The sequence below is a fragment of the Hydrogenophaga sp. BPS33 genome, assembly GCF_009859475.1.
Taxonomy (GTDB): Bacteria; Pseudomonadota; Gammaproteobacteria; order Burkholderiales; family Burkholderiaceae_C; genus Hydrogenophaga.
In genome coordinates, this window is record NZ_CP044549.1 from 314,068 (window position 1) to 336,733 (window position 22,666).

At 67.6% G+C, this 22,666-nt stretch carries 22 protein-coding genes and 1 pseudogene; 13 read left to right on the plus strand and 10 right to left on the minus strand.

Going from position 1 to position 22,666, the window contains the following annotated elements:
- The first annotated feature begins 1 nt into the window (after position 1).
- The 5 genes from F9K07_RS01470 to F9K07_RS01490 all read left to right on the plus strand — a co-directional run bounded on the left by F9K07_RS01470 (position 2) and on the right by F9K07_RS01490 (position 3,653).
- Entirely contained in the window at positions 2-1,630 is a 1,629-nt protein-coding gene (locus F9K07_RS01470) for a PepSY-associated TM helix domain-containing protein (protein WP_159588681.1), read from the plus strand.
- Positions 1,627-1,929: a DUF3649 domain-containing protein gene (locus tag F9K07_RS01475; protein ID WP_159588683.1), complete on the plus strand. Its 303-nt coding sequence runs from the start codon at positions 1,627-1,629 to the stop codon at positions 1,927-1,929. The genes F9K07_RS01470 and F9K07_RS01475 overlap by 4 nt, the downstream gene beginning before the upstream one ends.
- On the plus strand, positions 1,926-2,741 hold the full coding sequence (locus F9K07_RS01480; protein ID WP_159588685.1) for a DUF3325 domain-containing protein: 816 nt from the start codon (positions 1,926-1,928) through the stop codon (positions 2,739-2,741). The genes F9K07_RS01475 and F9K07_RS01480 overlap by 4 nt, the downstream gene beginning before the upstream one ends.
- 1 nt (position 2,742) lies before the next feature.
- Positions 2,743-3,081, plus strand: coding sequence for a hypothetical protein (locus F9K07_RS01485; protein WP_159588687.1), 339 nt, complete (start codon positions 2,743-2,745; stop codon positions 3,079-3,081).
- Between the two features lie 170 nt (positions 3,082-3,251).
- Positions 3,252-3,653, plus strand: a complete 402-nt coding sequence (locus F9K07_RS01490; protein WP_159588689.1) for a DoxX family protein — start codon at positions 3,252-3,254, stop codon at positions 3,651-3,653.
- Positions 3,654-3,666: 13 nt separating this feature from the next.
- Here F9K07_RS01490 and F9K07_RS01495 read toward each other — a convergent pair whose 3' ends face one another.
- The 6 genes and pseudogenes from F9K07_RS01495 to F9K07_RS31695 form a co-directional block, all read right to left on the minus strand.
- A complete protein-coding gene (locus F9K07_RS01495) occupies positions 3,667-5,106 on the minus strand; it encodes an NAD-dependent succinate-semialdehyde dehydrogenase (protein ID WP_159588691.1) in 1,440 nt (479 codons plus the stop codon).
- A gap of 124 nt (positions 5,107-5,230) precedes the next feature.
- Entirely contained in the window at positions 5,231-5,758 is a 528-nt protein-coding gene (locus tag F9K07_RS01500; protein ID WP_159588693.1) for an aromatic-ring-hydroxylating dioxygenase subunit beta, read from the minus strand.
- A gap of 2 nt (positions 5,759-5,760) precedes the next feature.
- Complete coding sequence (locus tag F9K07_RS01505; RefSeq protein WP_159588695.1) at positions 5,761-7,035, minus strand: aromatic ring-hydroxylating oxygenase subunit alpha; 1,275 nt, start codon at positions 7,033-7,035, stop codon at positions 5,761-5,763.
- A 171-nt stretch (positions 7,036-7,206) separates the two neighbouring features.
- Positions 7,207-7,572 (minus strand): hypothetical protein, encoded by a 366-nt coding sequence (locus tag F9K07_RS01510; protein ID WP_159588697.1) that lies wholly within the window; start codon positions 7,570-7,572, stop codon positions 7,207-7,209.
- A 45-nt stretch (positions 7,573-7,617) separates the two neighbouring features.
- A complete protein-coding gene (locus F9K07_RS31690) occupies positions 7,618-8,520 on the minus strand; it encodes a PDR/VanB family oxidoreductase (RefSeq protein ID WP_442907429.1) in 903 nt (300 codons plus the stop codon).
- Between the two features lie 189 nt (positions 8,521-8,709).
- A pseudogene (locus F9K07_RS31695) lies at positions 8,710-10,071 on the minus strand (amidase); the annotation flags it as partial.
- 114 nt (positions 10,072-10,185) lie between these two features.
- Here F9K07_RS31695 and F9K07_RS01520 point away from each other — a divergent pair.
- The 6 genes from F9K07_RS01520 (at position 10,186) to F9K07_RS01545 (ending at position 15,365) form a co-directional block, all read left to right on the plus strand.
- Positions 10,186-10,812, plus strand: coding sequence for an isochorismatase family protein (locus F9K07_RS01520; protein ID WP_159588701.1), 627 nt, complete (start codon positions 10,186-10,188; stop codon positions 10,810-10,812).
- Between the two features lie 359 nt (positions 10,813-11,171).
- A complete protein-coding gene (locus tag F9K07_RS01525) occupies positions 11,172-12,194 on the plus strand; it encodes an ABC transporter substrate-binding protein (RefSeq protein WP_159588703.1) in 1,023 nt (340 codons plus the stop codon).
- A gap of 2 nt (positions 12,195-12,196) precedes the next feature.
- Positions 12,197-13,024 (plus strand): ABC transporter ATP-binding protein, encoded by an 828-nt coding sequence (locus tag F9K07_RS01530; protein WP_442907371.1) that lies wholly within the window; start codon positions 12,197-12,199, stop codon positions 13,022-13,024.
- 8 nt (positions 13,025-13,032) lie between these two features.
- A complete protein-coding gene (locus tag F9K07_RS01535) occupies positions 13,033-13,875 on the plus strand; it encodes an ABC transporter permease (protein WP_236581774.1) in 843 nt (280 codons plus the stop codon).
- 16 nt (positions 13,876-13,891) lie between these two features.
- Positions 13,892-14,296: a VOC family protein gene (locus F9K07_RS01540; protein WP_159588705.1), complete on the plus strand. Its 405-nt coding sequence runs from the start codon at positions 13,892-13,894 to the stop codon at positions 14,294-14,296.
- 97 nt (positions 14,297-14,393) lie between these two features.
- Positions 14,394-15,365, plus strand: a complete 972-nt coding sequence (locus F9K07_RS01545) for a helix-turn-helix domain-containing protein (RefSeq protein WP_159588707.1) — start codon at positions 14,394-14,396, stop codon at positions 15,363-15,365.
- A gap of 4 nt (positions 15,366-15,369) precedes the next feature.
- On the opposite strand, the gene F9K07_RS01550 is transcribed toward F9K07_RS01545, so the two are convergent.
- Entirely contained in the window at positions 15,370-16,920 is a 1,551-nt protein-coding gene (locus tag F9K07_RS01550; RefSeq protein ID WP_159588709.1) for a YifB family Mg chelatase-like AAA ATPase, read from the minus strand.
- A gap of 317 nt (positions 16,921-17,237) precedes the next feature.
- Here F9K07_RS01550 and glnK point away from each other — a divergent pair, with 317 nt between their 5' ends.
- Positions 17,238-17,576, plus strand: a complete 339-nt coding sequence (glnK, locus tag F9K07_RS01555; protein ID WP_159588711.1) for a P-II family nitrogen regulator — start codon at positions 17,238-17,240, stop codon at positions 17,574-17,576.
- 31 nt (positions 17,577-17,607) lie between these two features.
- Positions 17,608-19,023: an ammonium transporter gene (gene amt / locus F9K07_RS01560; RefSeq protein ID WP_159588713.1), complete on the plus strand. Its 1,416-nt coding sequence runs from the start codon at positions 17,608-17,610 to the stop codon at positions 19,021-19,023.
- A 96-nt stretch (positions 19,024-19,119) separates the two neighbouring features.
- On the opposite strand, the gene F9K07_RS01565 is transcribed toward amt, so the two are convergent.
- Genes F9K07_RS01565 through F9K07_RS01575 form a run of 3 tightly spaced genes read right to left on the minus strand, consistent with a single transcriptional unit; the run spans position 19,120 to position 22,658 of the window.
- Positions 19,120-20,604: a M81 family metallopeptidase gene (locus tag F9K07_RS01565; protein WP_159588715.1), complete on the minus strand. Its 1,485-nt coding sequence runs from the start codon at positions 20,602-20,604 to the stop codon at positions 19,120-19,122.
- Positions 20,605-20,622: 18 nt separating this feature from the next.
- Positions 20,623-21,645, minus strand: coding sequence for a Bug family tripartite tricarboxylate transporter substrate binding protein (locus tag F9K07_RS01570; RefSeq protein WP_159588717.1), 1,023 nt, complete (start codon positions 21,643-21,645; stop codon positions 20,623-20,625).
- Between the two features lie 47 nt (positions 21,646-21,692).
- Positions 21,693-22,658, minus strand: coding sequence for a Bug family tripartite tricarboxylate transporter substrate binding protein (locus F9K07_RS01575; RefSeq protein ID WP_159588719.1), 966 nt, complete (start codon positions 22,656-22,658; stop codon positions 21,693-21,695).
- Between the last annotated feature and the right edge of the window lie 8 nt (positions 22,659-22,666).

Below are 22,666 nucleotides of genomic sequence, written 5' to 3' on the forward strand. Positions count from 1 at the left end.
CATGAAAGAGGGCTTTCGCCAATGCACTGCCTGGCTGCACACCTGGACCGGCCTGGTCGTCGGCTGGGTGCTGTTCTTCATCTTCGTCACGGGGACCGCCGGGTATTTCCAGGCGGAGATCACGCGCTGGATGCAGCCCGAGCTGCCGATGTCCGCCCGGGCCGGCGTCCCGACCGATCCCGTGCTAGCCGTGCACCACGCTCTGGACCGGCTGGAACAGGTGGCCCCCGGCGCGGCGCGTTGGAGCATCACGCTGCCGCACCAATCGCTCGTGCAGCGCCGCTGGGAGAACCTGGGCGTCGCGTGGGAAGACATGCCGGTGTCTGGCAATGGCGCGGGCCAGCGTGGCTCGGAAACGCTGGATGCCGCCACGGGCGCGGTGCTGCCTGCGGGACCGCAGCCGCGGGACACCGCCGGTGGGCGCGTCCTGTACCGCATGCACTACGAGCTGCGCTACATGCCTTACGCATGGGCTATCCGCATCGTCGGTGTGTGCACCATGCTGATGCTGCTGGCCATCACCACCGGCGTCATCACGCACAAGAAGATCTTCACGGACTTCTTCACTTTCCGTCCCGGCAAGGGCCAGCGCTCCTGGCTCGACGCGCACAACGCCATCAGCGTGATGGCCTTGCCGTTCTTCCTGATGATCACCTACAGCGGCCTCGTGTTTGCCCTGTTCGTGTACATGCCGGTGGGACGCGATGTGCTCTACGGCCCGGATCCGCTGAGCAAGGCCCGCTTCGCCAACGAATTGTTCGAGCGCGATGGCCTGGCGCACGCACCTGTCGCCCGTCCTGCAATTCCCCTGGCGCCGTTGATGGCACAGGCCGAAGCCGCGTGGGGCGTGGGCCAACTGCGCTCCATCGCCATCGAACGCCATGAGGGCGGTTCGCCGGAGATCACGCTCACCCGCGTGCAGCGCGGCAGCCTGGACGTGTGGAACCCTCCCGCACTGCGCTTCGACGCCGGTACCGGCGCGCTCCTGCCGTCCGCGCCCCCGCCCGGCGGCAGCGCACTCCAGGCCCAGGGGGCGTTGTTCAACCTGCACGAAGGCCTGTTCGCCGACATCTGGGGCCGGTGGTTGTACTTCGTCGCCGGCCTGCTGGGCTGCGCCATGATCGGCACCGGTCTCGTGCTCTGGACCGTCAAGCGTCGTCGGCATCACCTGGGCGGCGGCCAGGAGCGCAACGAGCACATGGGCGTGCGCCTGGTGGAGGTGCTCAACGTGGCCACCATCGCGGGCCTGCCGCTCGCGGTCGCGGCCTACTTCTGGGCCAACCGCCTGCTGCCTCTGGGCATGGCGGAGCGCGCCGCCTGGGAGATCCACACTCTCTTCGCGCTGTGGCTGGCCACGCTGTTCTACGCCCTGGCTCGGCCGCTGCACCGCGCCTGGATCGAATTGCTGTGGGCCGCCTGCGCGGCCTATGCGCTGGTGCCGGCGGTGAATGCGCTGACCACCGACAAACACCTTGGCCGCACGCTGCCCGCGGGCGACTGGGTGCTGGCCGGGTTTGACCTGACGATGTGGGGACTCGCGGGCCTGTTCGCGCTCCTGGCCTTGAAGGTGGCGCGCCGTTTGCGGCCCGTGGTGGCGCAGGCCAGCGCCCCGAAGACGGCAGTCCCATGAGCCCGGTGACAGACACATCGCGCAACAGCCGCTGGTCCGTGGCGTCGCGCGCGGTGGCTGCGGTGCTGGGCGGATATGCCTTCAGCTCGGCCGCCACGGTACTGATGGCCGTGCTGTGGCCAGCGCCGCTGGCTCAGGCGGTGATGTGGGCCAGCATGTTGAGCTTCGCGGTCTACACGGCGGCGGTGATCTGGGTATTCGCCACGCGCAGCGCCCTGCGCGCCTGGGCGGGCATGCTGGTCGGCGCCGCCGTGCTGTGCGCGCTGGCGTGGGCGTTCAAGATCGGCGGGGGCGCATGACGTCGGTGCATCTCGGCGTTCTGCTGCTCGGGCTGCTCGGTTTCACAGCGCTGGCCCTGGCCACGGAGCGCCACGCGCACCATCTGTTGCGGCGCACGCCCGCGCCCGGCTGGCGTCGCCTGGCGCGTGCCGCAGGGTGGGGGCTGCTGCTGCTGTCGTTGGTGCTGTCGGTCGCCGCTCTGGACGTCGGCATCGGCGTCACGCTCTGGCTTGGCTGGTTGAGCATCGCTGCGCTCACACTCGTGTTTGCCTTGCCGGCATGGCCCTGGCGACCTCCCGCGCGCGTAGGCCCCTTGCGCAAGCCCATGACGCCCGGTTCCGTGTCCTTGCCGCCCCGCCGCCGTGTCGAAGGCCGCCGGGTGTTCGCCTTGTGGCTGGTGGTGGTCCTGCTGGTGTATGGGCTGGCGCTGCAAGCGGTGCCGGTGAAGCCGCTGTTGCGCAGCGATGCCATCGAAGGACGCGTGGGGCCGTGGACGTTCCGTCTGGCCGAGAGCGAGCGGCGCGGGCCCGATCTGGTGGCCATGGATATCCCGATGAAGGCTTATCACGTGCGCTTCGACGAGACCGGCGACATGGCGATCCGTGAGGCCTATTTGAGGGTGAACAAGCCGCGCTCGCTGCGTGCGCCTGGCATCGTGCTCAATGGCACACGCTGGGAGCGCCACGTGAACATCCAGCTGCCGGCCAACGCCACGGCAGACAGCGCGCTGTGGCTCACGGTGGTGGGCAAGGACGGGTCCGTGCACCAGGCGGCGGTGCGCATGGGCGATGTGTCGCCGGCCACGGTGGCGTGGTTGGAACGAAGGAGCTGAGATGACGCACATACGCAAGAACTTCCTGCGCTTCTGCGGCCTGCTGTGGGCGGCGACGGTACCGGCTTGGGCGCACAACCCCGTGATCGAATGCCGGCAGACCTCGGTCGACACCATCGTCTGCCGCGGCGGGTTCTCGGACGGCTCGCTTGCGCCAGGGGTGCGCATCGACGTGATGGACTACGACGACAAGGTCTTGATCTCTGCCCAGCTGGGCCAGGACTCCATGCTGAGTTTCCGCAAACCCAGGGGCCCTTTCTACGTGCTGTTCGACGCGGGACCGGGCCACGTCGTCGAGGTCGATCACGCGGAAATCGTGGTGGGCAAGGCACCGCGATGACCCGTGCTCACGCGTAGCGCATCGGCTCCAGCATCGCTTCGATGGTGGCGCTTCCTCGCGCAACCGCTCGATCATCCGATTTCCACGGACCGGGGAACCCCTGGCGCCAGAGAGGACCAGCCATCGGGGACAATCGCCCCGATCTTCCAACCATCCCTTTTCTGTCATCCATGAAAGTCTTGAACGCACTCTTCGATCACCCCCGCGCTGGCGTCCTCCTGTTGCGCTGGACACTGGCGCTGTTGATGGTCCTGCACGGCTGGGCCAAGGTGACCGGAGGGGTTGGGGGCATCGAAGGCATGCTGGTGGCCAAGGGCCTGCCCAGCTTTCTCGCCTACGGGGTTTACCTGGGCGAACTGATCGCACCGATCATGCTGCTCGTGGGCTTCTGGGTGGTGCCCGCCGCCTTGCTGATCGCCATCAACATGGTGTTCGCGCTGGTGCTGGCCCATGCGGGCCACTTCACCGACTTCACCAGCAGTGGTGGTTGGCGGCTCGAACTGCAGGCGTTCTTCCTGGTCAGCGCGCTGGTGGTGGCGTTTACCCATCGACTGGGGCCGAACAAGGGATAACCCCCCTTGTGCCTTAAATGTTCATGATCGCCACCGAGCGCGCGTTCAGGTACGCCTCCAGCGCCTCTGGCCCACCCTCCGAGCCATAGCCCGAATCCTTGATGCCGCCAAACGGCATCTCGGCCGACGGCATCGCGGGCATGTTCACCCACAACATGCCCGTCTCCACGCGCCGCGCCAGCAGGTCGGCGTTCTTCAGCGAACGGGTGAAGGCATAGGCCGCCAGGCCATAGGGCAGGCGGTTGGCCTCGGCGATCGCTTCGTCCAGTGTGTTGAAGCTGCGCACCGCGGCCATGGGGCCGAAAGGCTCGTCGTTGAACACCTTCGCGTTCAACGGCACGTCGGTGAGGATGGTGGGACGCCAGAAATTGCCTTCTTCGCCGATGCGCTCACCGCCCGTGGCCAGCGTGGCGCCGCGCTCCACCGCATCCTTGGTGAACTCGGCCATGGCGGTGACGCGGCGCGGGTTGGCCAGCGGCCCCATCTGCGTGCCCTCGGCGCTGCCGTTGCCCACGGCCAGGCCGGCGGCGTGCTTCACCAGCGCGGCCGAGAATTCCTTGGCAATGCTCTCGTGCACCAGGAACCGCGTGGGCGAAATGCACACCTGGCCTGCGTTGCGGAACTTGGCACCGCCGGCGGTCTTCACCGCCAGCGCCACGTCCGCGTCTTCGGCCACGATCACCGGTGCGTGGCCGCCCAGCTCCATGGTCACGCGTTTCATGTGCTGGCCCGCCAGCGCCGCGAGCTGCTTGCCCACGGGGGTGGAACCGGTGAAGGTCACCTTGCGGATCACCGGGTGTGCGATCAGGTAGTTGGAGATCTCGGCCGGCGTGCCGTAGACCAGGCCCAGCACGCCGGCCGGCAGGCCCGCGTCGGCGAAGGCGCGCACCAGCTCGGCGGGCGCGGCGGGCGTTTCCTCGGGCGCCTTGACGATCATCGAGCAGCCCGTGGCCAGCGCGGCCGAGAGCTTGCGCACCACCTGGTTGACCGGGAAGTTCCAGGGCGTGAACGCGGCCACGGGACCGACCGGGTCTTTCAGCACCATCTGGCGCAGCGCGAGGTTGCCGCGCGAGGGCACGATGCGGCCGTACACCCGCATGCCTTCTTCGGCGAACCATTCGATGATGTCGGCGGCGGCCATCGCCTCGCCCTTGGCCTCCACCAGCGGCTTGCCTTGCTCCTGCGTGAGCAGGGCGCCGATGGCGCCGGCGCGCTCACGCATCAAGGCGGCGGCCGCGCGCATGACCTTGGCGCGCTCGACGGGCGGCTTGTCGCGCCAGAGTTCAAAACCCTTCTGCGCGGCGGCGAGGGCCTCGTCCAGATCGGCCTGGCGGGCGTGCGCCACGCGGCCGATTTCCTTGCCGGTGGCCGGGTTGAACACGGCCAGGGTTTCGCCCGCAGCGGCGTCGCGCCATTGGCCATTGATGAAAAGTTGGGTGTTGGGGTAGGTCATGGTGGGCTCCTGGTTCGGAATGCGCGGAACGAAACGCATGACGATACCAGTTGCCCCACCGGCGCGGCCCGGTTGTTCGCAAAGACGAGCGCGCACCAGGGTCGGCCCGGTGCACGCGCGCACCTTACACCGGGTACACCACGCAGTTCGGCACCACCACCGAATCGAAGATGCAGTCGCGCGACTTCAGCAGCAGACCGTCGCCGTGCTGCACGAACACGTCCTTGTAGCGACCCACCTGCAGCAGGTGCGTGGGCCGGTCGACCAGGGTTTCGTGCACCACGTACGAGGCCTCGGCGGTGATCAGGCCATCGGCCTCGTCGAGCAGACGCACCAGGGAGACCTGGTGGTGCACGTAGCGCGGCGCGTACATCTCGGTGTGCTGGATCGCGTAGGCGCGGTCTTTCAGCATGCCTTTGCCGTCGCACAGCATCAGGCCCAGCGGCAGGCCGGCCTCGGCGTTGTCGCGCGCAATCACACGGTAGACCGCGTCGTCGGTGAAGAAGTGAACCCAGGCTTCCACGTCGCCGCGGTCCAGGGTTTGCGCGTAGTCGCAGTGAAACTCGTTGAGCAGGATATAGAGCTCCTGGCGACGGGCGAGCGAAAGGGTGGAGGCAGGGTTCGTCATCTGGGTAGGTGTGGCGCGTTCCATGCTCAGAGCCTCATCATCTTGCGGTAGTGCTTGTACATGAGCCGGATGGCGCGGTCGGTGATCACTGTGTCGTTGGGCTCGTCGTCGTTGCCCAGCGGGGCCACGCCGCCGCGCGGCACGCCCTTGTCCAGGCCGTCCTGCACGAACTTGATCGCCTCGTGATCGTCGATGCCCAGGAAGCCGCCCGGGCCGAAGATGTTGTTCTGGCGCAGGCGGTGCTGCGTCATCTCTTCGGTGTCGTCTTCGTAGCCGAACGCGGTCCAGATCAGCATGAATTGGTTGGGGCCGGTGGGCACGATCTGGCGCGCGCTCAGAATGTTCATCTGGCGCAGCAGGATCAGGTTGGGCCAGATGGTGATGGCGCTGCTGGACCATTCCGAATTGAACTCGGGAACGAAGTCGAGCACGCGCGGGTCGGCCAGCTTCATCCCTTCCTTGAAGGAGTTGATCTGCGCCTTGTTCTCGTCGAGCTTGAGCTCGCCCTTGGGCCGCGCGTTGCGCAGCGCGGTGTGCACGCCGCCCGGGTCGGCGACGATGGTGGTGCGGTTGCCCGCCACGAAGAGCCCGAAGGTGGTCAGGTAGGTATGCAGCAAGGTCGCGTGGTACGGGTCCTTGAGGTTTTCCTGGTACAGCTTCCAGTTGCCTTCCAGCGTGTTGCGGTGGATGCCGAGCAGCTTGAGCTTGCGGCCGTTGAAGATGGTGTTGAACTCGCCGAGCATTTCTTCACCGAGGTACTCGGGCAGCGGTGGCGTGTTCGCGCTGAAGGTGACGAAGATCGCGCCGTTGTGGCAGGTCACGCGCAGGCTGCGCAGACCGTGCGCCTGCATGTCGAAGTCTGCCGGCATGCCGCCCTTGCCCTGCACGCCGCGTTTGAAGGGCACGCCCTTGAGCTTGCCGTCCAGGCCGTAGTTCCACTGGTGGTACGGGCAGACGAACGAGTCGGCATTGCCGCGCTGCGAGCGGCAGAGCTCGGCGCCGCGGTGGGCGCAACGGTTTTCGAACGCATGTACCTCGCCCTTCTTGTCGCGCGCCAGGATGATGGGCACCGAGCCGGCGTGGGAGCGGATGTAGTCGCCCGGGTTGGGTAGCTCGGCTTCGATGCCGGCGTAGTTCCAGACGTCGCCACCGAAGATGCGCTGCTGCTCCAGCTCGTAGATGCGCTGGTCGGTGTAGATCCAGTCGGGAATCTCCAACGGGTCGTCGGGCCAGCGCAGGTCGGCGATGTCGTCGCTGCCTTTGGTGATTTCGGGCGGGTGCAGGGTGATGGTGTGTTCCATGGGGCTGTCTTTTTGAAAGCAAAACCGTGTCAGTTTTCCACCGCGCCGAAGCGCGACTCGCAACGCATGAGGTGGTCCCGTCCAGGGACACCGAGGGTCCGGCTTGGCCGGCCCCAGGTGTCGCCCCCCTTCCAGGGGGGAGCGCCGAAGGCGCGCGGGGGGTGTTTCATTTCAGGCGGCTTTGTCGAGGATGTCCTGCGGCGTGCTGGAGACCACCTCCGCATAGGTGGGAATGAACTTGCCACCGGCCACCAGCGCCATGAACGCGGGCTTGTATTCCAGAGCGATCAGCTTGCCGATCTCGGCGTGGATCTTGATGTCGGTCCACTCGCCGATCAGGTAGAAGTGGTCGGCGTCGTTGGTGTCGCGGCACAGCACGCCGTCCTTCACCTGCGCGGGCGATTTGTGCATGGGGTTGTCGTCGGAGTAGTCGAACTCCTCGAACAGGCGGATGAACTCCTCGCCCCGGCCCGGCAGGACGCGGAAGTCGAAGATGTGCATGAAATTGCCTTTGCCGGCGAGGGGGACGAGGGCCATGGGGTCGCTCCTGGTGATGGAAAGAAGGGGGAGGATCGGGGGGCTTCAGAGATCGAGCACCAGGCGTTGCCCGGCGCATCGTGAGACGCAGATCATCATGGTCTTGCCCTGCGCTCTCTCGCTGTCGGAGAGCACCGAGTCGCGGTGGTCGGGCGTGCCTTCGAGCACCGTGGTTTCGCACGCGCCGCAGATGCCTTCGCGGCAGCTGTACGGCGCATCCGCGCCCGCGTCGAGCAAGGCGTCCAGCACCGACTGGCCCGGCACGACATCCACCGACATGCCGCTTTGCGCCAGCTCCACGGTAAACACGCCGTCGCCCGCCTGGGACACGGCGGGCGCGTCTTCGGCCGGCGAGAAGCGCTCCAGGTGGACGCGCTCGGCCGCGATGGACAGGCGAGCGCCCGTCTGTTCGTACGCGCTCAGCATGGGCGAGGGGCCGCAGCAATAGAAGTGCGTCTCCTGCGGTGCGTGGGCCATGAGCTGTTCGAGGTCCGGCGGGCCGCCGGCCTCGTCGTCGAAGTGAAAGCGCACACCCGGCTGCTGGGCCAGTTCGTCCGCGAACGCGGCGTTCTGGCGGCTGCGCGCGCTGTACAGCAGCGTGACCTCGCGGCCCGCTTCGCGCAAGGCGTTGAACATGCAGCGGATGGGGGTGATGCCGATGCCGCCCGCGATCAGCGCGACGGGGCCATCGCCATCGACCAGGGGAAACAGATTGCGCGGCGCCGAGATCTCGATCTCCGCGCCGGCTTTCAGGTCGCCGTGCACGTAGGCCGAGCCGCCGCGGCTGTTCGCGGGCAGGCCCACCGCCACCACATAGCGGTGCCGCTCGGTGGGCGCATTCGTGAGCGAATAGCTGCGAATGCCGATGGGCAGGTGCAGGTCGATGTGCGCGCCCGGTGTGAACGGCGGCAACGCGCCACCGGGCAGGCCGCGCAGCTCCACGCTCACCACGCCATCGGCTTCCTGGCGGATCTCGTGCACGCGCGCCTTCAGGCGCGCTGTTCTGTTCGACGGCGTGTCGGCGGCCGGGGCATCCGACGGCTCCAGCACGGGGGTGTCAACGGGCATGGCCGGGGCTCCCGCATCGGGTTGGGCCAACTGCTGTTCGATCTGCTGCGCGACGGCCAGCAGCAGCGGTTCCTGCCAATGCCCGGCCACCAACTGGCAGGCGATGGGCATGCCGTTGGCGGCGGTGCCGCAAGGCATGGTCAGGGCAGGGTGCCGGCTGAGGTTGAAGGTATTTCCAAAGGGTGTCCATGCTCGGGGGCTGTGTTGCAGTTCCGGGTTGCTCGGTGTGAAGCGATCGGCTTCGAATGCCGTCACGCAGGTCATGGGTGTCAGCAAGATGTGGCGGCCTGCGAGCAGATCGTCGACCTGGCCCACGAGCGCTTCCCGCGCCGCGCGGGCTTTCAGCAAGTCCGCCGCACTGAGCTGCAGCCCGGCGGCACGGGCGTCCCGAACCTGGGGGCTGAGAAGTGCGAGGCCCGGTTCGTCCAGGTCGGACAGCAGGTGGGCGTAGTTCGCCCGGGTGTATGCAAGGAAGATGCCCGATGGGTCGGGCCATGCCGGCTCCACCTCATCAACCTCGCAGCCGAGCTCGCGCAGCAGGCGGATCAGCGCGGTGAAGCTCGCGTCGATCTGCGGATCGAGCCAGGACGCGTGGCCCAGCGTGCGGCTGGCCACGAAACGGATCTGGCGCAACTCGATCGGTGCGCTCTGCAGCGCCGGTGGTTCAAGCCGCTGGGGGTGCCCGAAGCGGGAGTCGGCCATGACACCGAACAGGCGGGCGCAGTCTTCGACGTTGTTGGCCATCGGGCCGGGACAGCCCATGGTGTGCAGCACGCTGCCCGGGTCGGTGGGGATGCGCCCGCCCGTGGGCTTGAGCCCCACCACGCCATTGAGCGCCGCCGGCACGCGGATCGAGCCACCGGTGTCGGTCGCCAGCGCCGCTGCGCAGAAACCCGCCGCGACCGACACGGCCGCGCCGCCGCTGGAGCCGCCCGCGGTGCGCGAAGGGTCGCGCGCATTGCGCGTGATGCCGGTGAGCGGGCTGATGGTGACCGGCGCGCCACCGAACTCGGCCGTGGCCGTCAGGCCCACCACCACCGCGCCTGCGTTCAACAGGCGCTGCACCACGGGCGCCGAGCGAGCGGCCGGGGCGCTGGACGTGGTCAAGGAGCCGCCGCGCGAAGGCAGGCCCTCGACCGCCAGCATGTCCTTGACCGTGATGGGAACGCCATCCATGGGACTCAGAGGCGTCCCGGCGCGCCAACGCTGCGCCGACCGCGCCGCCGCCGCGCGGGCACCGGCCTTGTCGACGTGGACGAAGCTGTTGAAGGTGCTGTCGCGCGCGTCGACGCGGCCCAGCACCTCTTCCAAGGCCTGCTCGGGCGACTCGCCACGGGCGTAACCGGCGACCAACGCGCTGGCGAAGACCGATGGCCCATGGCCATCAAGGATAGGAGAAGCCACGGCACCTGTTCCAATCATGGATTTCATTCCAATTATGGTACTTCTGGTGGAGAATCACGTCAACGTTACCGGTGCCATGGCGCCATTGTGCCAAAATTGAAACACCCTTTGCAGGCCACTGCGCATCAGAAAGTCCGTCCCATGTCTTGTGAGCTCCGCCCCTCCGATCTGCTGCTCGTCATCGACGTGCAGAACGACTTCGTCACGGGCTCGGTGGCGATTCCCGATGCGCCGGCCATCGTCCCGGTGATCAACCGCCTGGTGCCGCGTTTCGAGCAGACCGCCTTCACGCTGGATTGGCATCCGCGGCGGCACGTGTCGTTCGCCAGCAGCCACGAGGGTGCCCGTGCAGGCGACGTCGTCCAGGTCCCGTATGGGCCGCAGGCGCTCTACGCCGACCATTGCGTGCAAGGCACTTGGGGCGCGGAGCTGGATTCGGCGCTGGACCTGAGCGGCGCGGTGCTTCGGCTGCACAAGGGCTGCCGCAGGGACGTCGATTCCTTCTCCGCGTTCACCGAGAACGACCAGATCACCACCACCGGCCTGGCGGCCTTGTTGCACGAGCGGCAGGTTCGGCGGATCTTCTTCGCCGGCCTGTCCCTGTACGGCTGCGTCCGGCATTCCGCCTTGCATGCGCGAAAGGCGGGTTTCGACGCCTTCATCGTGACCGATGCCTGCCGCGCGCGCCCGTCGCCGCAGAACGAGGCGTTTGCCCGCGAGCTGGCGGACCAGGGCGTTGGCTTCCTGGACGCGGCGGTCATCCTCTGAACGGGGCCCACGCTTCCGAGCCGCGGAATGAAGCGCCTTTTGTTGCTCTGTACTAAAAATGGGATTTTGGCACTGTTGTGGTGCGCCAGGCGTTCGTCTGGGGCATGGGCCGCGGGATCGGGCGCTTCCTGGCGGGCATTTCTCGGCATGGGCTGGCATGGGAAATGCTCAGAAGGGTTTCTCGTCTCAATTTTGGAACATCTAGAGAAAAACCCGTATAGGCGCGAACGCGTTCTCGGGTTGAAATGTCCCATTATTGGAATGAAGACCATGAATGGAACGATTGCACCGCCGATCTTTCCACTCCTCGACGTTAGATCGCCACTTCCTGAAGGACCGCTATGTTGAAAAATTCCTCGATGCCGGGTGCCCCTGCCGGTCGCTTGACCCGTTTCTGCGCGCTGACCCGCGGGTTGGCGCTGGGCCTGGTGGCTGCGACCCTGAGCGTGGGCGCGCAGGCCGCCGAAAAAGTCAAAGTGCGCCTGGACTTCCTGCCGTACGGCCTGCACGCGCCGTTCTATCTGGCGCAGGAAAAGGGCTGGTTCGCGGAACAGGGCCTGGAGGTGGAGATCGACGACGGCAATGGCACCGGTCCCGCCATGGCGCTGGTGGCGGGCGGCAAGTACGACATTGCGCAGATCAGCCTGGGCGCCTTGCCGATCGCGCGTGAAAAGGGCATGCCGATCAAGGCCATCGCCACCATCCAGCGCCGCGGCGACTTCGGCCTGGCGGTGGACGAAGCCAGCGGCATCAAGAAGCCCAAGGACCTCGAAGGCAAGACCATCCTGTATTCGCCCGGTTCGGTGGAGACGCCCTTCATCGACCGCTACCTGGCCGCCGCCAAGGTCGACAAGAGCAAGATCAACATGATCAGCGTGGACGTGGGCGCCAAGATCTCCAGCTACATGTCGGGCAAGGGCGATGGCATGTTCGCCCCGACCGCGCTCTACACCATCAAGGGCGTGACGCCGCGCAACTCGGTGCCCATGCTGTTCACCGACTACGACATCAACCTGCCCGGCTTCGGCCTGATCGCCAGCGAAGACGCGATCGCCAAGCGCCCGAAGGTGCTGGCCAGTTTTGTCCAGGTGTTCCAGCGTTCGTGGGTCGCCATCCTCAGCGGCGGCGCGATCGACGAGTCGGTCGCGGCCCTGATCAAGGCGCGTCCGCAGGCCAAGCTCAACCCGCAGATCATGAAGGCGCAGATCCTGGGTTCTATCCCCTTCATCGAATCCAAGGCTGCCGCCGGCAAGCCCATGCTGTGGGCCGCGCCCGAGGACTGGGCCGCCACCGTGAAGATCATGGAAGCCACGCAGCTGATCAAGGCGAATACCGCCGTGGACGCGATCTACACCAACCAGTTCGTGCCGCAGGGGAAGTGAAGATGGCCGTCGTTGCTGAGAAGCCCGGTGTGGCGGCCGCGACGCCGTCGGCGTCGGGCCACGTGCACCTGAACCACGTGGGCAAGACCTACCATTCGATGAATGGCGACCTCACCGCGTTGAAGGACATCAACCTCACCATCCGCGAGGGCGAGTTCGTGAGCCTGCTGGGCCCCAGCGGCTGCGGCAAGAGCACCGTGCTGCGCTGCCTGGCCGGACTGGAAGAGGTGAGCTCGGGTGACGTGCTGGTCAAGGGCAAGCCCATCGACGGGCCGGCCGAGGGCCTGGGCATCGTGTTCCAGCGCGATGTGCTGCTGGATTGGCGCACTGTGATCGACAACGTCATGCTGCCCTCCGAGTTCGGCGACCGCTCGCGCGTCGCCGGCCTGCGCTCCAAGGCCATGCACCTGTTGCAGATGGTGGGGCTGAGCGGCTATGGCGATCGGTATCCCTGGGAGCTGTCGGGCGGCATGCGCCAGCGCGCCGCCATCTGCCGCGCGTTGCTGGACGATCCCTCGCTGCTGTTGATGGACGAGCCTTTCGGCGCGCTGGACGAGTTCACGCGAGACCAGCTCAACCTCGATCTGCAACGCATCTGGGGGGAAACGCGCAACACCGTGCTGTTCATCACCCACAGCATTCCCGAAGCGATCCTGCTGTCGGACCGCGTGGTCGTGATGGCGCGCAATCCCGGGCGCATCGCCGAGATCATCGACATCGACCTGCCGCGCCAGCGCACGTTGGCGATGCGCGAAACGCCCCGGTTCGCCGAATACAGCGCGCACATCCGCACCATCTTTGAACACCTGGGAACGGGTGCAACCGCATGAGTTCGACCATGAGTACCACGCCGCCTCCATCCGCCGTCGCCCCGGGTTCGGCCAAGGGCGCGCCGCAACGCAAGAGCGCCATGCGCAAGTCGCTGACGCAGAGCTTCTACCTCACCGTGACGCTGGCCGCCTTGCTGGTGGCCTGGGAAGTGGCGTGCAACGTTTTCGATATCGGTGCGTACCTGCTGCCCAAGCCGAGCGAAGTGCTCAAGGTGATCGCCGAGGACCCGATGTTCCTGCTGAGCCACGGTTCGGTGACGGCGGCCGCGACGCTGGTCGGCTTCGTGCTGGCCACGCTCATCGGCGTGTTGATCGCCATCCTGATCGTCTATTCGCCGTTTCTCGAGAAGACCCTGTTCACCGCGCTCGTGGCCTTCAATGCGATCCCGAAGATCGCCATCGCGCCCTTGTTCATTCTGTGGATCGGCACCGAGCTGGAGTCCAAGATCCTGATGGCCTTCCTGATCGCCATCTTCCCGATCATCGTGGACACCGTGGCCGGGCTGCGCTCGGTCGACCCCGCGCAGCTCGACCTGGTGCGCACCTACCGCGCGTCGCAGGCGCAGACCTTCTTCAAGATCCGTTTCCCCAACGCCTTGCCCAGCATCTTCGCGGGCATGAAGGTGGGCATCACCCTGGCGCTCATCGGCACCATCGTGGGCGAGTTCGTGGGTGCCAACAAGGGCCTGGGCTTCGTGATCCTGCAGGCGCAGGGCACCTACCAGACACCGCTGGTGTTCGCGGCCATCGCGGTGCTGTCGGTTCTGGGTGTGATCCTGTTCAATGCCATCGACTGGGCCGAGCGCCTGGCGCTGCCCTGGCACGTTTCCAACCGCACCAAGAAGCATTGAGAGGGAGGCGCGCACCATGGTCGGACCGCTCAGCTGGGTATTGATCTATGTCGCCGACATTCCCCGGATGCGGCAGTTCTACGAGCATGTGCTGGGCCTGCCCGTGCGGCGCGCGACCGACAAGGTGGTGGTGTTTCGCACCGGCTCGTGCACGCTGGAACTCATGGGCAACCTCGACAACGGCCCCGCGCAGATGGACGACGCACAAGGCTGGGCGCGCAACAAGGTGCTGATCTCGTTCGTGGTCGCCGACATCCATGCCGAGGCCGCGCGCATGGAAGCGGCCGGCTACCCCTGCATCACTGGTGTGAAGCCCACGGTGTCCTCCATCCCGGGCGCGCCGCCGCGCGGCTTCATCGCGCAGTTCATGGACCCCGAAGGCAACATCATCGAGTTCGGCCAGATGCCGCTGGAGAACTAGTTCTCCAGCCGCCACGGCGTATTTCAGGCGGTGCGCTTCAGTCTTAAAATTGGTTTCGTGGCCAGAAATTGGCATAAACACATGGGAGACCCGACAGATGGCGTTCCGCTACGACGAGATTGGACAACGGCTGAAAGCGTTTCGGCTCGGCTCGGGCATGAGCACCGACGAGATCGCGGAGAAGACCGGGATCTCCCGCACCGCGCTCTACCGCATCGAGAAAGGCGAACTCGCCAAGATCGAAACGCTGGAGCGCCTCTCGGAGTTGCTCAACGTGTCGCTGCCGACCTTGCTGGGCGTGGGCATGGAATACATCTCGTCGGCCGTGAGCTACTTCGAGCGGGTGCGCCAGCTGGAGGAAAGCGCGCAGCAGATCGTGATCCTGGCCGGTCCGATCTCGTTCCTGCTGGGGTCGGACGATTTCGAGAGCGTGCTGCGCCGCTTGCTGCCTGAAAGCATTCCGGAGGATCTGCCCACGCGCGGCAAGATGCTCGAAGACGTCGAGAAGGTGCTGCAGATCCTGCACGAGCGCAAGCAGAACTACCTGCGCCGCCGCCCGCACGTGGTCAACCTGATCTCCGCGACCCAGATCGAGCAGTTCCTGGTGCACGGTTTCGTCGGCCGTGCCCGGCTCGACGACCAGACCCGGGCCGAGCGGCGCGCCATGGCCCGGCACGAGATCGAGCAGCTGATCTCGGTGGTGGAGGAGCAGTCCTTCCACGTGCAGGTGGGACTGGTGACGGACAACCTGCCGGGCAGCGGCTTCATGATCTTTCGCGAGGAGGACCGCAGCACGCTGTCCATTTCGCCCTTCCGCCTGGGCGAGAACACCAACATCCGCGTGGGTGTGGCCATGGTCACCAGCGCACCCGAAGCGGTGGCGCTGCACGAAAAGGTGGTGCACGAAGCCTGGCGCACCGCGCTCAAGGGCAACGAAGCGGCGGCCTTCCTGAAGGACTTGCTGAAGAACGCCGATGCGCGGCAAGGCGCGCCGGCGCCCGCGCAGGCCTCCCCGGTTCCACCGGCCGCCAAGACCCACGCCCGAGCCCGGGGCAAGGCCACACGCTAGCGGTTCAACCCGGCTGCCGCAGCACGCGCCGGTACTGCACCGCTTCGGCCAGGTGGCCCACACCCACCGCCGGCGCTTCGGCCAGGTCGGCGATGGTGCGCGCCACGCGCAGGGCGCGGTGCGTGCTGCGCGCACTCCAGCCGAGCCGAGCGGCCGTTGTTTGCAGAAACTGCAGGGCTTCGGGTTCGGCGTTCACATGTTGCTCAAGCGCCCGGCCGGCCAGCGCCTGGTTGGCGCTGTGCTGGCGGTCCTGGGCGCGCTGGCGGGCCGCGACCACGCGAGCACGCACCTCGGCACTGGGCTCGTTCATGCCGCCGCGCAGCAGTTCCTGGGCGGGCAGGGCGGGCACTTCCACGTGCAGGTCGATGCGGTCGAGCAAGGGCCCGCTGAGCTTGCCCTGGTAACGCGCCACCTGGTCGGGTGTGTCGCGGCAGGGTTTGGTCGGATGGCCCAGAAAACCGCAGGGGCATGGGTTCATCGCGCCGATCAGCTGGAAGCGCGCCGGGAACTCGCTTTGCGCCGCCGCGCGCGAGATGCGGATGTGCCCGCTCTCCAGCGGCTCGCGCAAGGCTTCCAGCGCGCTGCGGGGAAACTCCGGCAGCTCGTCCAGAAACAGCACCCCATGGTGGGCCAGGGAAATCTCACCTGGGCGCGGTGGTGAGCCCCCGCCCACCAGGGCCACCGCGCTGGCGCTGTGGTGCGGTGCGCAGGTGGGGCGCTGGCCCCAGCGGTCCAGCGTGAAGCGCCCCGCCAGCGAGGCCACCGCCGCCGCTTCCAGGGCTTCGGTCGTGTCCATGGGCGGCAGCAGGCCGGCAAAGCGCTGGGCCAGCATGGACTTGCCCGAGCCTGGCGGCCCCACCATCAGGAGGCTGTGGCCGCCGGCGGCGGCGATTTCCAGCGCGCGCTTGGCCGCGGCCTGGCCTTTCACATCGGCGAGGTCGGCGTACGCAGGCGCCTTTCCGAGGGCCGTGGGCACCAGGCGGCTCCAGCGGTCGGCGGCGGGCGGCCCGGCCTCGGCCGCCTGCTCGGGCAGGAAGCGCTCGACCACGTCGAGCAGGTGGTGCGCGCGGTAGACCTGTGCCGTCGGCACCAGCGCCGCCTCTTCGGCGCTGCCCGCGGGCAGCACCAGGCGCGTGGCCGGGCCGGCGGCGGTCGCGCTGCGGTGCAGTGCGAGGCTCATCGCCAGCGCCCCCCGCACCGGGCGCAACTCGCCACCCAGCGAGAGTTCGCCCGCGAACTCCCAGCCCTCCATGCGCGCGCCGTCAATCTGGCCGCTGGCGGCGAGGATGCCCAGCGCGATCGGGAGATCGAAACGGCCCGAGTCCTTGGGCAGGTCGGCCGGCGCGAGGTTGACCGTGATGCGCTTGTTCGTCGGGAACTCCAGCCCCGCGTTGGCAATGGCCGAACGCACGCGCTCGCGCGCTTCCTTGACTTCCGTGTCGGCCAGGCCCACCAGGGTGAAGCTGGGCAGCCCGTTGGCCAGATGCACTTCCACACACACCGGACGCGCGTCCAGGCCAAGCAAGGCGCGGCTGCGCACCAAAGACAGACCCATGTTCGGAACTCCCTGTTCTGGTGCGCTGCGAAAACGGATGCCGGCCCCCATGGACGGCGCCCTTGCGCACTCGATTGGTGCGCACATCTTTGGGGTTCCGTCCACGGAAGGGGCCTGGGCTGTGCGCGCGTGGACAGGAATGTAGCGGTGTGCGGCGGAGGAAACCCCCACCGGGTATGGCGTGAGACCGTGCTGGCATGGTCCGTGCTTGGGGGTGTAAGCGATTGAATCCGGGCCATGAAGTTCCATGGTCCATCCGCAAACCGCGGTGTCGGGCCGAGCCTGCATCACCCACCGACTAGAAGAGGAATCACAGCATGAAAATGGTCTCCGCCATCATCAAGCCGTTCAAGCTGGACGAAGTGCGCGAAGCGCTCTCCGGCATGGGCGTGCAAGGCATCACCGTCACCGAAGTCAAGGGCTTCGGCCGCCAGAAGGGCCACACCGAGCTGTACCGCGGCGCGGAATACGTGGTCGACTTTCTGCCCAAGGTCAAGATCGAGGCCGCTGTGTCCGACGACCTCGTCGAGCGCGTGATCGAAGCCATCGAGGGCGCCGCCCGCACCGGCAAGATCGGCGACGGCAAGATCTTTGTCTCCGACCTGGAACAGGTGGTGCGCATCCGGACCGGCGAAACCGGCAAGGAAGCGCTCTGATCGCCGCCTCAGCACACCAAGGATCACCAACATGAAAAAACTGATTGCAACCCTGTTCCTGGGCATGGGGCTGGCCTTTGGCGGCCTCAATGCCACCGCGCAGACGCCCGCGCCGGCCGAGGCGCCTGCCGCTGCGGCTCCCGCTGCTGAGGCTCCTGCCGCCGTGCCCGCTGCGGCCCCTGCAGCTGCAGACGCCGCACCGGCGGCCGAAGCGCCCGCCGCGGCCCCCACGCTCGACACCGGCGACACCGCCTGGATGTTGACCTCCACCATGCTGGTCATCCTGATGATCATTCCCGGCCTGGCCTTGTTCTACGGCGGCCTGGCCCGCTCCAAGAACATGCTGTCGGTGCTGATGCAGGTGTTCGTGATCTTCTCGGTGATCACCATCCTGTGGTGCGTCTACGGCTACAGCCTGGCGTTTGCGGGCGAAGGCAAGTTCTTCGGCGGTTTCGACAAGGTGTTCCTGAAGGGCATCACGCCGGACACGCTCTCGGGCCTGTTGCCGACCATCCCCGAATACGTGTTCGTCGCCTTCCAGTCGACCTTCGCGGCCATCACCTGCGCGCTGATCGTGGGCTCGTTCGCCGAGCGCATCAAGTTCTCCGCCGTGGTGCTGTTCTCGGTCCTCTGGTTCACCTTCAGCTACGTGCCGATGGCCCACATGGTCTGGGGCGGTGGTCTGCTGGGCGCGGACGGCGCGCTGGACTTCGCTGGCGGCACCGTGGTGCACATCAACGCCGGTATCGCCGGCCTGGTGGGTGCCTACGTGGTCGGCAAGCGCATCGGCTACGGCAAGGAGGCGCTCACGCCGCACAGCCTCACGCTCACGATGGTCGGTGCCTCGCTGCTGTGGGTGGGCTGGTTCGGCTTCAACGCCGGCTCGGCAGGTGCCTCCAACGGCCTGGCCGGTCTGGCCTTCATCAACACCATCCTCGCCACCGGCGCGGCCACGCTGTCCTGGATTGCGGGTGAAGCGCTGCACAAGGGCAAGGCCTCCATGCTGGGCGCCGCATCCGGTGCCGTGGCCGGTCTCGTTGCCGTGACCCCCGCCGCCGGCTTCATCGGCCCGATGGGCTCGATCGTCCTCGGCCTCATCGCCGGTCTGGTCTGCCTGTGGGGCGTGGGTGGCCTCAAGCGCCTGCTGGGCGCCGACGACGCGTTCGACGTGTTCGGCGTGCACGGTGTCGGTGGCATCGTCGGTGCGGTCCTGACCGCCGTGTTCGCCGCCGCCAGCCTGGGTGGTGTGAAGGGCGACGACTACGCGATGGGCGCGCAGCTGTGGATCCAGATCAAGAGCGTGCTGGTGACCATCGTCTGGTCCGGCGTGGTCTCCTTCATCGCCTACAAGGTCGTGGGCATGATGGTCGGCTTGCGGGTGAGCGAAGAAGCCGAACGCGAAGGCCTGGACATCACCTCGCACGGCGAAACGGCCTACAACCGTTAAACATCCCTGAGCCTTGGGCATGGCGGCTTGCCGCCATGCTGACACCCAGTCTCCCTGGAGTTTGGACCCGCGTTGCCTCACGGCACGCGGGTTTTTTCACGGGCGCAGCGCCACGCCTGCCCGCAGGCGCTGATAGGGGTAGCGCATGGGATCGGCCACCGCGTCGCCCGGCGCTTCGACGAGCAGGATCTCGCGCGCCATGGCACCGAAGTCCGCGCGGAAGTGGCAGGTGCTCTTGAGCACCAGGATGGCCGCGCGCGCCGGGTCGACGCCGAGGTGGTGGAAGGGTGCCGGATCGAATGCCTGCATGCGCACCGAGCTCACCACCACGCGCACGCCACCCAGGCGCAGCAGCGCCATGGGTCCGAGGTCGGTGGGGTTGCCGCCGGCCACCTGGCCGGTGGTCGTGAAGCGGCCATTGCCCAGCCGCTCCACCTCGAATGGGCCAGCCAGGGCCGGCTGGTCGATGGCGTCGGCATGGCCCCCCAGGCTGCCTGTCAGCCGGGCGCCTTCGCCCAGGGCGTGAGCGGCCGCAGCGGCCGCCGGGTCCCAGAGAATGCCGAGCACCGCATCGGTGGCGTCTTGCCGCAACAGGGACGCGAGGATGCCGGTGGTGGCCGAGCTCGCGCCCGCGCCCGGGTTGTCCTGCACATCGGCCAGCACCACCGGGCCGCTGCCGGGGCCGCGCGCGCGCCGCATGGCATGGCTCACGGCTTCTTCGCAAGGCCAGAGCCGCACCGCAAAGGATGCGCGCGCGGCCATCAACCGATCGACCAGCGCATGGCAGGCCGCGTCGGCCGTCGCCTGGTTCGTGGCGTGCACCATCACGGAGGGACCGCACCACGGGGTGTCGCAGAGCGGAAAACCGGCGGCGTAACACCGGCTGACGATGTCGCCCGCGTCCGCCAGCGATTGCGCGGCGATGTCGCGGCTGGGTTCGGTGAGCGTGGACTGCGCCTGCAGGGGAATGAGGAAGGGCAGGTGCACCAGGGCGACACCGCGCACGCGGCCGCGCCCCGCGAGCCGTTGCACCAGCCGGGCGGCGATCTCGCCGCAGGCCAGGCGGTCGACGTGGGGATAGGTCCGGTAGACCACGGCGCCGTCAATCAGGCGCGCGAAGTCGGGCGACAGGTTGGCGTGGTAGTCCAGCGTCACGACGATGGGCACCGTCGCCCCCACGGCTTGGCGCACCCGGCGCAGCAACTCGGCCTCGGGGTCGTCGAAACGGGGCGTGGCCATGGCGCCATGCAGCTCCAGGTAGATCGCGTCGAGCTCACCCGGCGCAGGCAGTCGGGCCAGCAGCGCGCCGCTGACGTGCTCGAACGCCTCGTCGCTCACGAGGCCACCGGCGCCACCGCTGGCCCAGGCCAGGGGATGCAATCGCGCGTCCGGGCCGATGGCCCGCAGGAACCCCGTGGTGGGAAAGCTGCCCTGGGCCAGGCCGTCGAAGAGCTCATCGCCCACCAGCAGCGGCGGTCGATCGCGCCGCGCCAGGAAGTGGTCCAGCCCCACGTCCTGCGAGGGGGCGAAGGAGTTCGATTCGTGCGAGAAACCGCCGAAGGCAATGTGGTGCGGGGGCATCGCTGCGGCCAGGGCGTGTTATTCGGGTTTCACGCCACTGCGCTCGACCATCGCACGCCAGCGCTCGCGCTCGCGGGCCATGAACTGCGCGTGCTGTTCGGGTGTGTTGGGCGACGCCGGCGAGATGCCCATGTCCACGATCTTTCGTGTCACCTCGTCGTTGCGCAGCGCGCCGTTGAGGGCCGCGTTGAGTGTCGAGACCATGGCGGCTGGCGTGCCACGGGGAAGGAAGACACCGTTCCAGGTCGGCATCGCGAAACCGGAAAAACCCTGCTCGGCCACCGTGGGCAGCGCCGGCGCTGCGCGCAGGCGCTCGGGTGCGAGAGTGGCCAGCAGGCGCAACTTGCCCTCCTGCTCCAACTGCCGCGCCAGCGAGAGCGTCATCAGCGCGAGGTCCACGCGGCCTGCCACGAGGTCCGGCACCACATGGCTTTCGCCCTTGTACGGCACGTGGTTGAGGGATGCTCCGGCCAGCTTCCAGAGGTACTCCTGCGCGACGTGCAGCGTGCCCAGCGGCCCGGCCGACATGTAGGACACCTCGCCCGGGCGTCGCCTGGCCTGCGCGAGCAGGTCGGCCAGGCTGCGGTAAGGGCTGCTGGCCGAGACCGCCATCACGAAGTCCACGAAGCAGAAATTGCCCGCGCCGACGAAATCGGTGGATGGCTTGTAGGGCAGGGAAAGCTGGGTGTATTCCAGCAAGGCGTTGGTGCCCACGCCGCCGAACAGCGCGGTGAGCCCATCGGGTGCGGTCTTGGCCACATGGGCTGCGGCGATCGCGCCCGCAGCGCCCACCCGGTTTTCCACCACCACCGGTTGGCGCAACTGCGGTTCCATGGCTCGGGCGAGGTGCCGCGCGAGCACGTCCGTCGCGCCTCCGGGGGAGAACGGCACCACCAGCGTCAGCGGGCGGCTGGGGTAGGGGGTATTGGCACGGGCCGTGCGGGATGCCAGCCCGAGCGAGGCAACGGCCACGCCGCCGGCGGCCAAGCCGAGCCATCGGCGGCGCGAGAGGGTGGATGGGTTGCGAGGACGTGAATGCATGGGGATCTCCTGGTCGGTGTGTGCAAAGCCTGAGGGCTGCGATGGGGTCAGTCCAGCCGGATGCCGGCCTGCTGCACCACCTTGCCCCACTTGTCGTACTCGCGGCGCACGAAGCGCTGCAGTTCCTCAGGGGTGCTGCCGGCCGGTTCGGCGCCTAGCGCTTTCAGGCGCTGCAGCAGGGCAGGGTCCTTCAGCGCGCTCACCACCTCGGCATTGAGCTTGTCGACGATGGCGCGCGATGTGCCCGCCGGTGCGAACAGGCCATACCAGGCGCTGACCTCGTAGCCCGGCACGCCGGCCTCGGCGATGGTCGGTACCTCGGGGAATGCGGACGATCGCCGTGCGTTGGCCACGGCGATCGGGCGCAGCTTGCCCGCGCGGATGTGCGGCTCCACGGTCGCCAGGTCGAACGTCATGTGGACCTGGCCGGCCACCACGTCGGTCACGCCCTGCACCACGCCCTTGTAGGGCACGTGCACGATGTCCACCTTCGCCATCGTCTTGAGCAGTTCGCCCGCGAGATGCTGAGAGGCGCCTGCGCCGCCGGAGGCATAGGTCAGCTGGCCGGGGTGGGCCCGCGCATACGCCAGCAGCGAACGCATGTCGGTCGCCGGAACGGAGGGGTTCGTCACCAGCATCAGCGTGCCGTTCGCCACCAGGCTGATGGGGGAGAAGTCCTTGAGCGTGTCGTACGGCATGCGAGAGAACAGATGGGCATTCACCGCGTTCGTGCCGATCGATCCCATCAGCAAGGTCAGGCCATCGGGCCGGCTCTTGGCCACCGTGTCGGCGCCGATGTTGCCGCTGGCGCCGGGTTTGTTCTCCACCACGAATGGTTGGCCCAGGCGCTGGCTGGCATGCTGGGCGATCGCGCGTGCCAGGATGTCTGTCAGCCCGCCGGCCTGGAACGGCACCACGATGCGCACCGGCGCGCTCGGATAGTCCGCCGCGCCCTGCGCGGCGGCGGTGATGCTGCTGGCGGCCAGCAGCAGGGTGGCGATGATTCTCTGCATGGTGTGTC

Bases quoted from the DNA above. Each gene is read 5' to 3' on its own strand.
- F9K07_RS01510 (WP_159588697.1), bottom strand. From the start codon at position 7,572: ATGGCCCTCGTCCCCCTCGCCGGCAAAGGCAATTTCATGCACATCTTC.
- F9K07_RS01575 (WP_159588719.1), bottom strand. From the start codon at position 22,658: ATGCAGAGAATCATCGCCACCCTGCTGCTGGCCGCCAGCAGCATCACC.
- glnK (WP_159588711.1), top strand. From the start codon at position 17,238: ATGAAAATGGTCTCCGCCATCATCAAGCCGTTCAAGCTGGACGAAGTG.
- F9K07_RS01540 (WP_159588705.1), top strand. From the start codon at position 13,892: ATGGTCGGACCGCTCAGCTGGGTATTGATCTATGTCGCCGACATTCCC.
- F9K07_RS01530 (WP_442907371.1), top strand. From the start codon at position 12,197: ATGGCCGTCGTTGCTGAGAAGCCCGGTGTGGCGGCCGCGACGCCGTCG.
- F9K07_RS01495 (WP_159588691.1), bottom strand. From the start codon at position 5,106: ATGACCTACCCCAACACCCAACTTTTCATCAATGGCCAATGGCGCGAC.
- F9K07_RS01550 (WP_159588709.1), bottom strand. From the start codon at position 16,920: ATGGGTCTGTCTTTGGTGCGCAGCCGCGCCTTGCTTGGCCTGGACGCG.
- F9K07_RS01570 (WP_159588717.1), bottom strand. From the start codon at position 21,645: ATGCATTCACGTCCTCGCAACCCATCCACCCTCTCGCGCCGCCGATGG.
- F9K07_RS01535 (WP_236581774.1), top strand. From the start codon at position 13,033: ATGAGTACCACGCCGCCTCCATCCGCCGTCGCCCCGGGTTCGGCCAAG.
- F9K07_RS01500 (WP_159588693.1), bottom strand. From the start codon at position 5,758: ATGGAACGCGCCACACCTACCCAGATGACGAACCCTGCCTCCACCCTT.
- F9K07_RS01475 (WP_159588683.1), top strand. From the start codon at position 1,627: ATGAGCCCGGTGACAGACACATCGCGCAACAGCCGCTGGTCCGTGGCG.
- F9K07_RS01480 (WP_159588685.1), top strand. From the start codon at position 1,926: ATGACGTCGGTGCATCTCGGCGTTCTGCTGCTCGGGCTGCTCGGTTTC.
- F9K07_RS01520 (WP_159588701.1), top strand. From the start codon at position 10,186: ATGTCTTGTGAGCTCCGCCCCTCCGATCTGCTGCTCGTCATCGACGTG.
- F9K07_RS01470 (WP_159588681.1), top strand. From the start codon at position 2: ATGAAAGAGGGCTTTCGCCAATGCACTGCCTGGCTGCACACCTGGACC.
- F9K07_RS01490 (WP_159588689.1), top strand. From the start codon at position 3,252: ATGAAAGTCTTGAACGCACTCTTCGATCACCCCCGCGCTGGCGTCCTC.
- F9K07_RS01505 (WP_159588695.1), bottom strand. From the start codon at position 7,035: ATGGAACACACCATCACCCTGCACCCGCCCGAAATCACCAAAGGCAGC.
- F9K07_RS01565 (WP_159588715.1), bottom strand. From the start codon at position 20,604: ATGCCCCCGCACCACATTGCCTTCGGCGGTTTCTCGCACGAATCGAAC.
- F9K07_RS01525 (WP_159588703.1), top strand. From the start codon at position 11,172: ATGCCGGGTGCCCCTGCCGGTCGCTTGACCCGTTTCTGCGCGCTGACC.
- F9K07_RS01545 (WP_159588707.1), top strand. From the start codon at position 14,394: ATGGCGTTCCGCTACGACGAGATTGGACAACGGCTGAAAGCGTTTCGG.
- amt (WP_159588713.1), top strand. From the start codon at position 17,608: ATGAAAAAACTGATTGCAACCCTGTTCCTGGGCATGGGGCTGGCCTTT.
- F9K07_RS01485 (WP_159588687.1), top strand. From the start codon at position 2,743: ATGACGCACATACGCAAGAACTTCCTGCGCTTCTGCGGCCTGCTGTGG.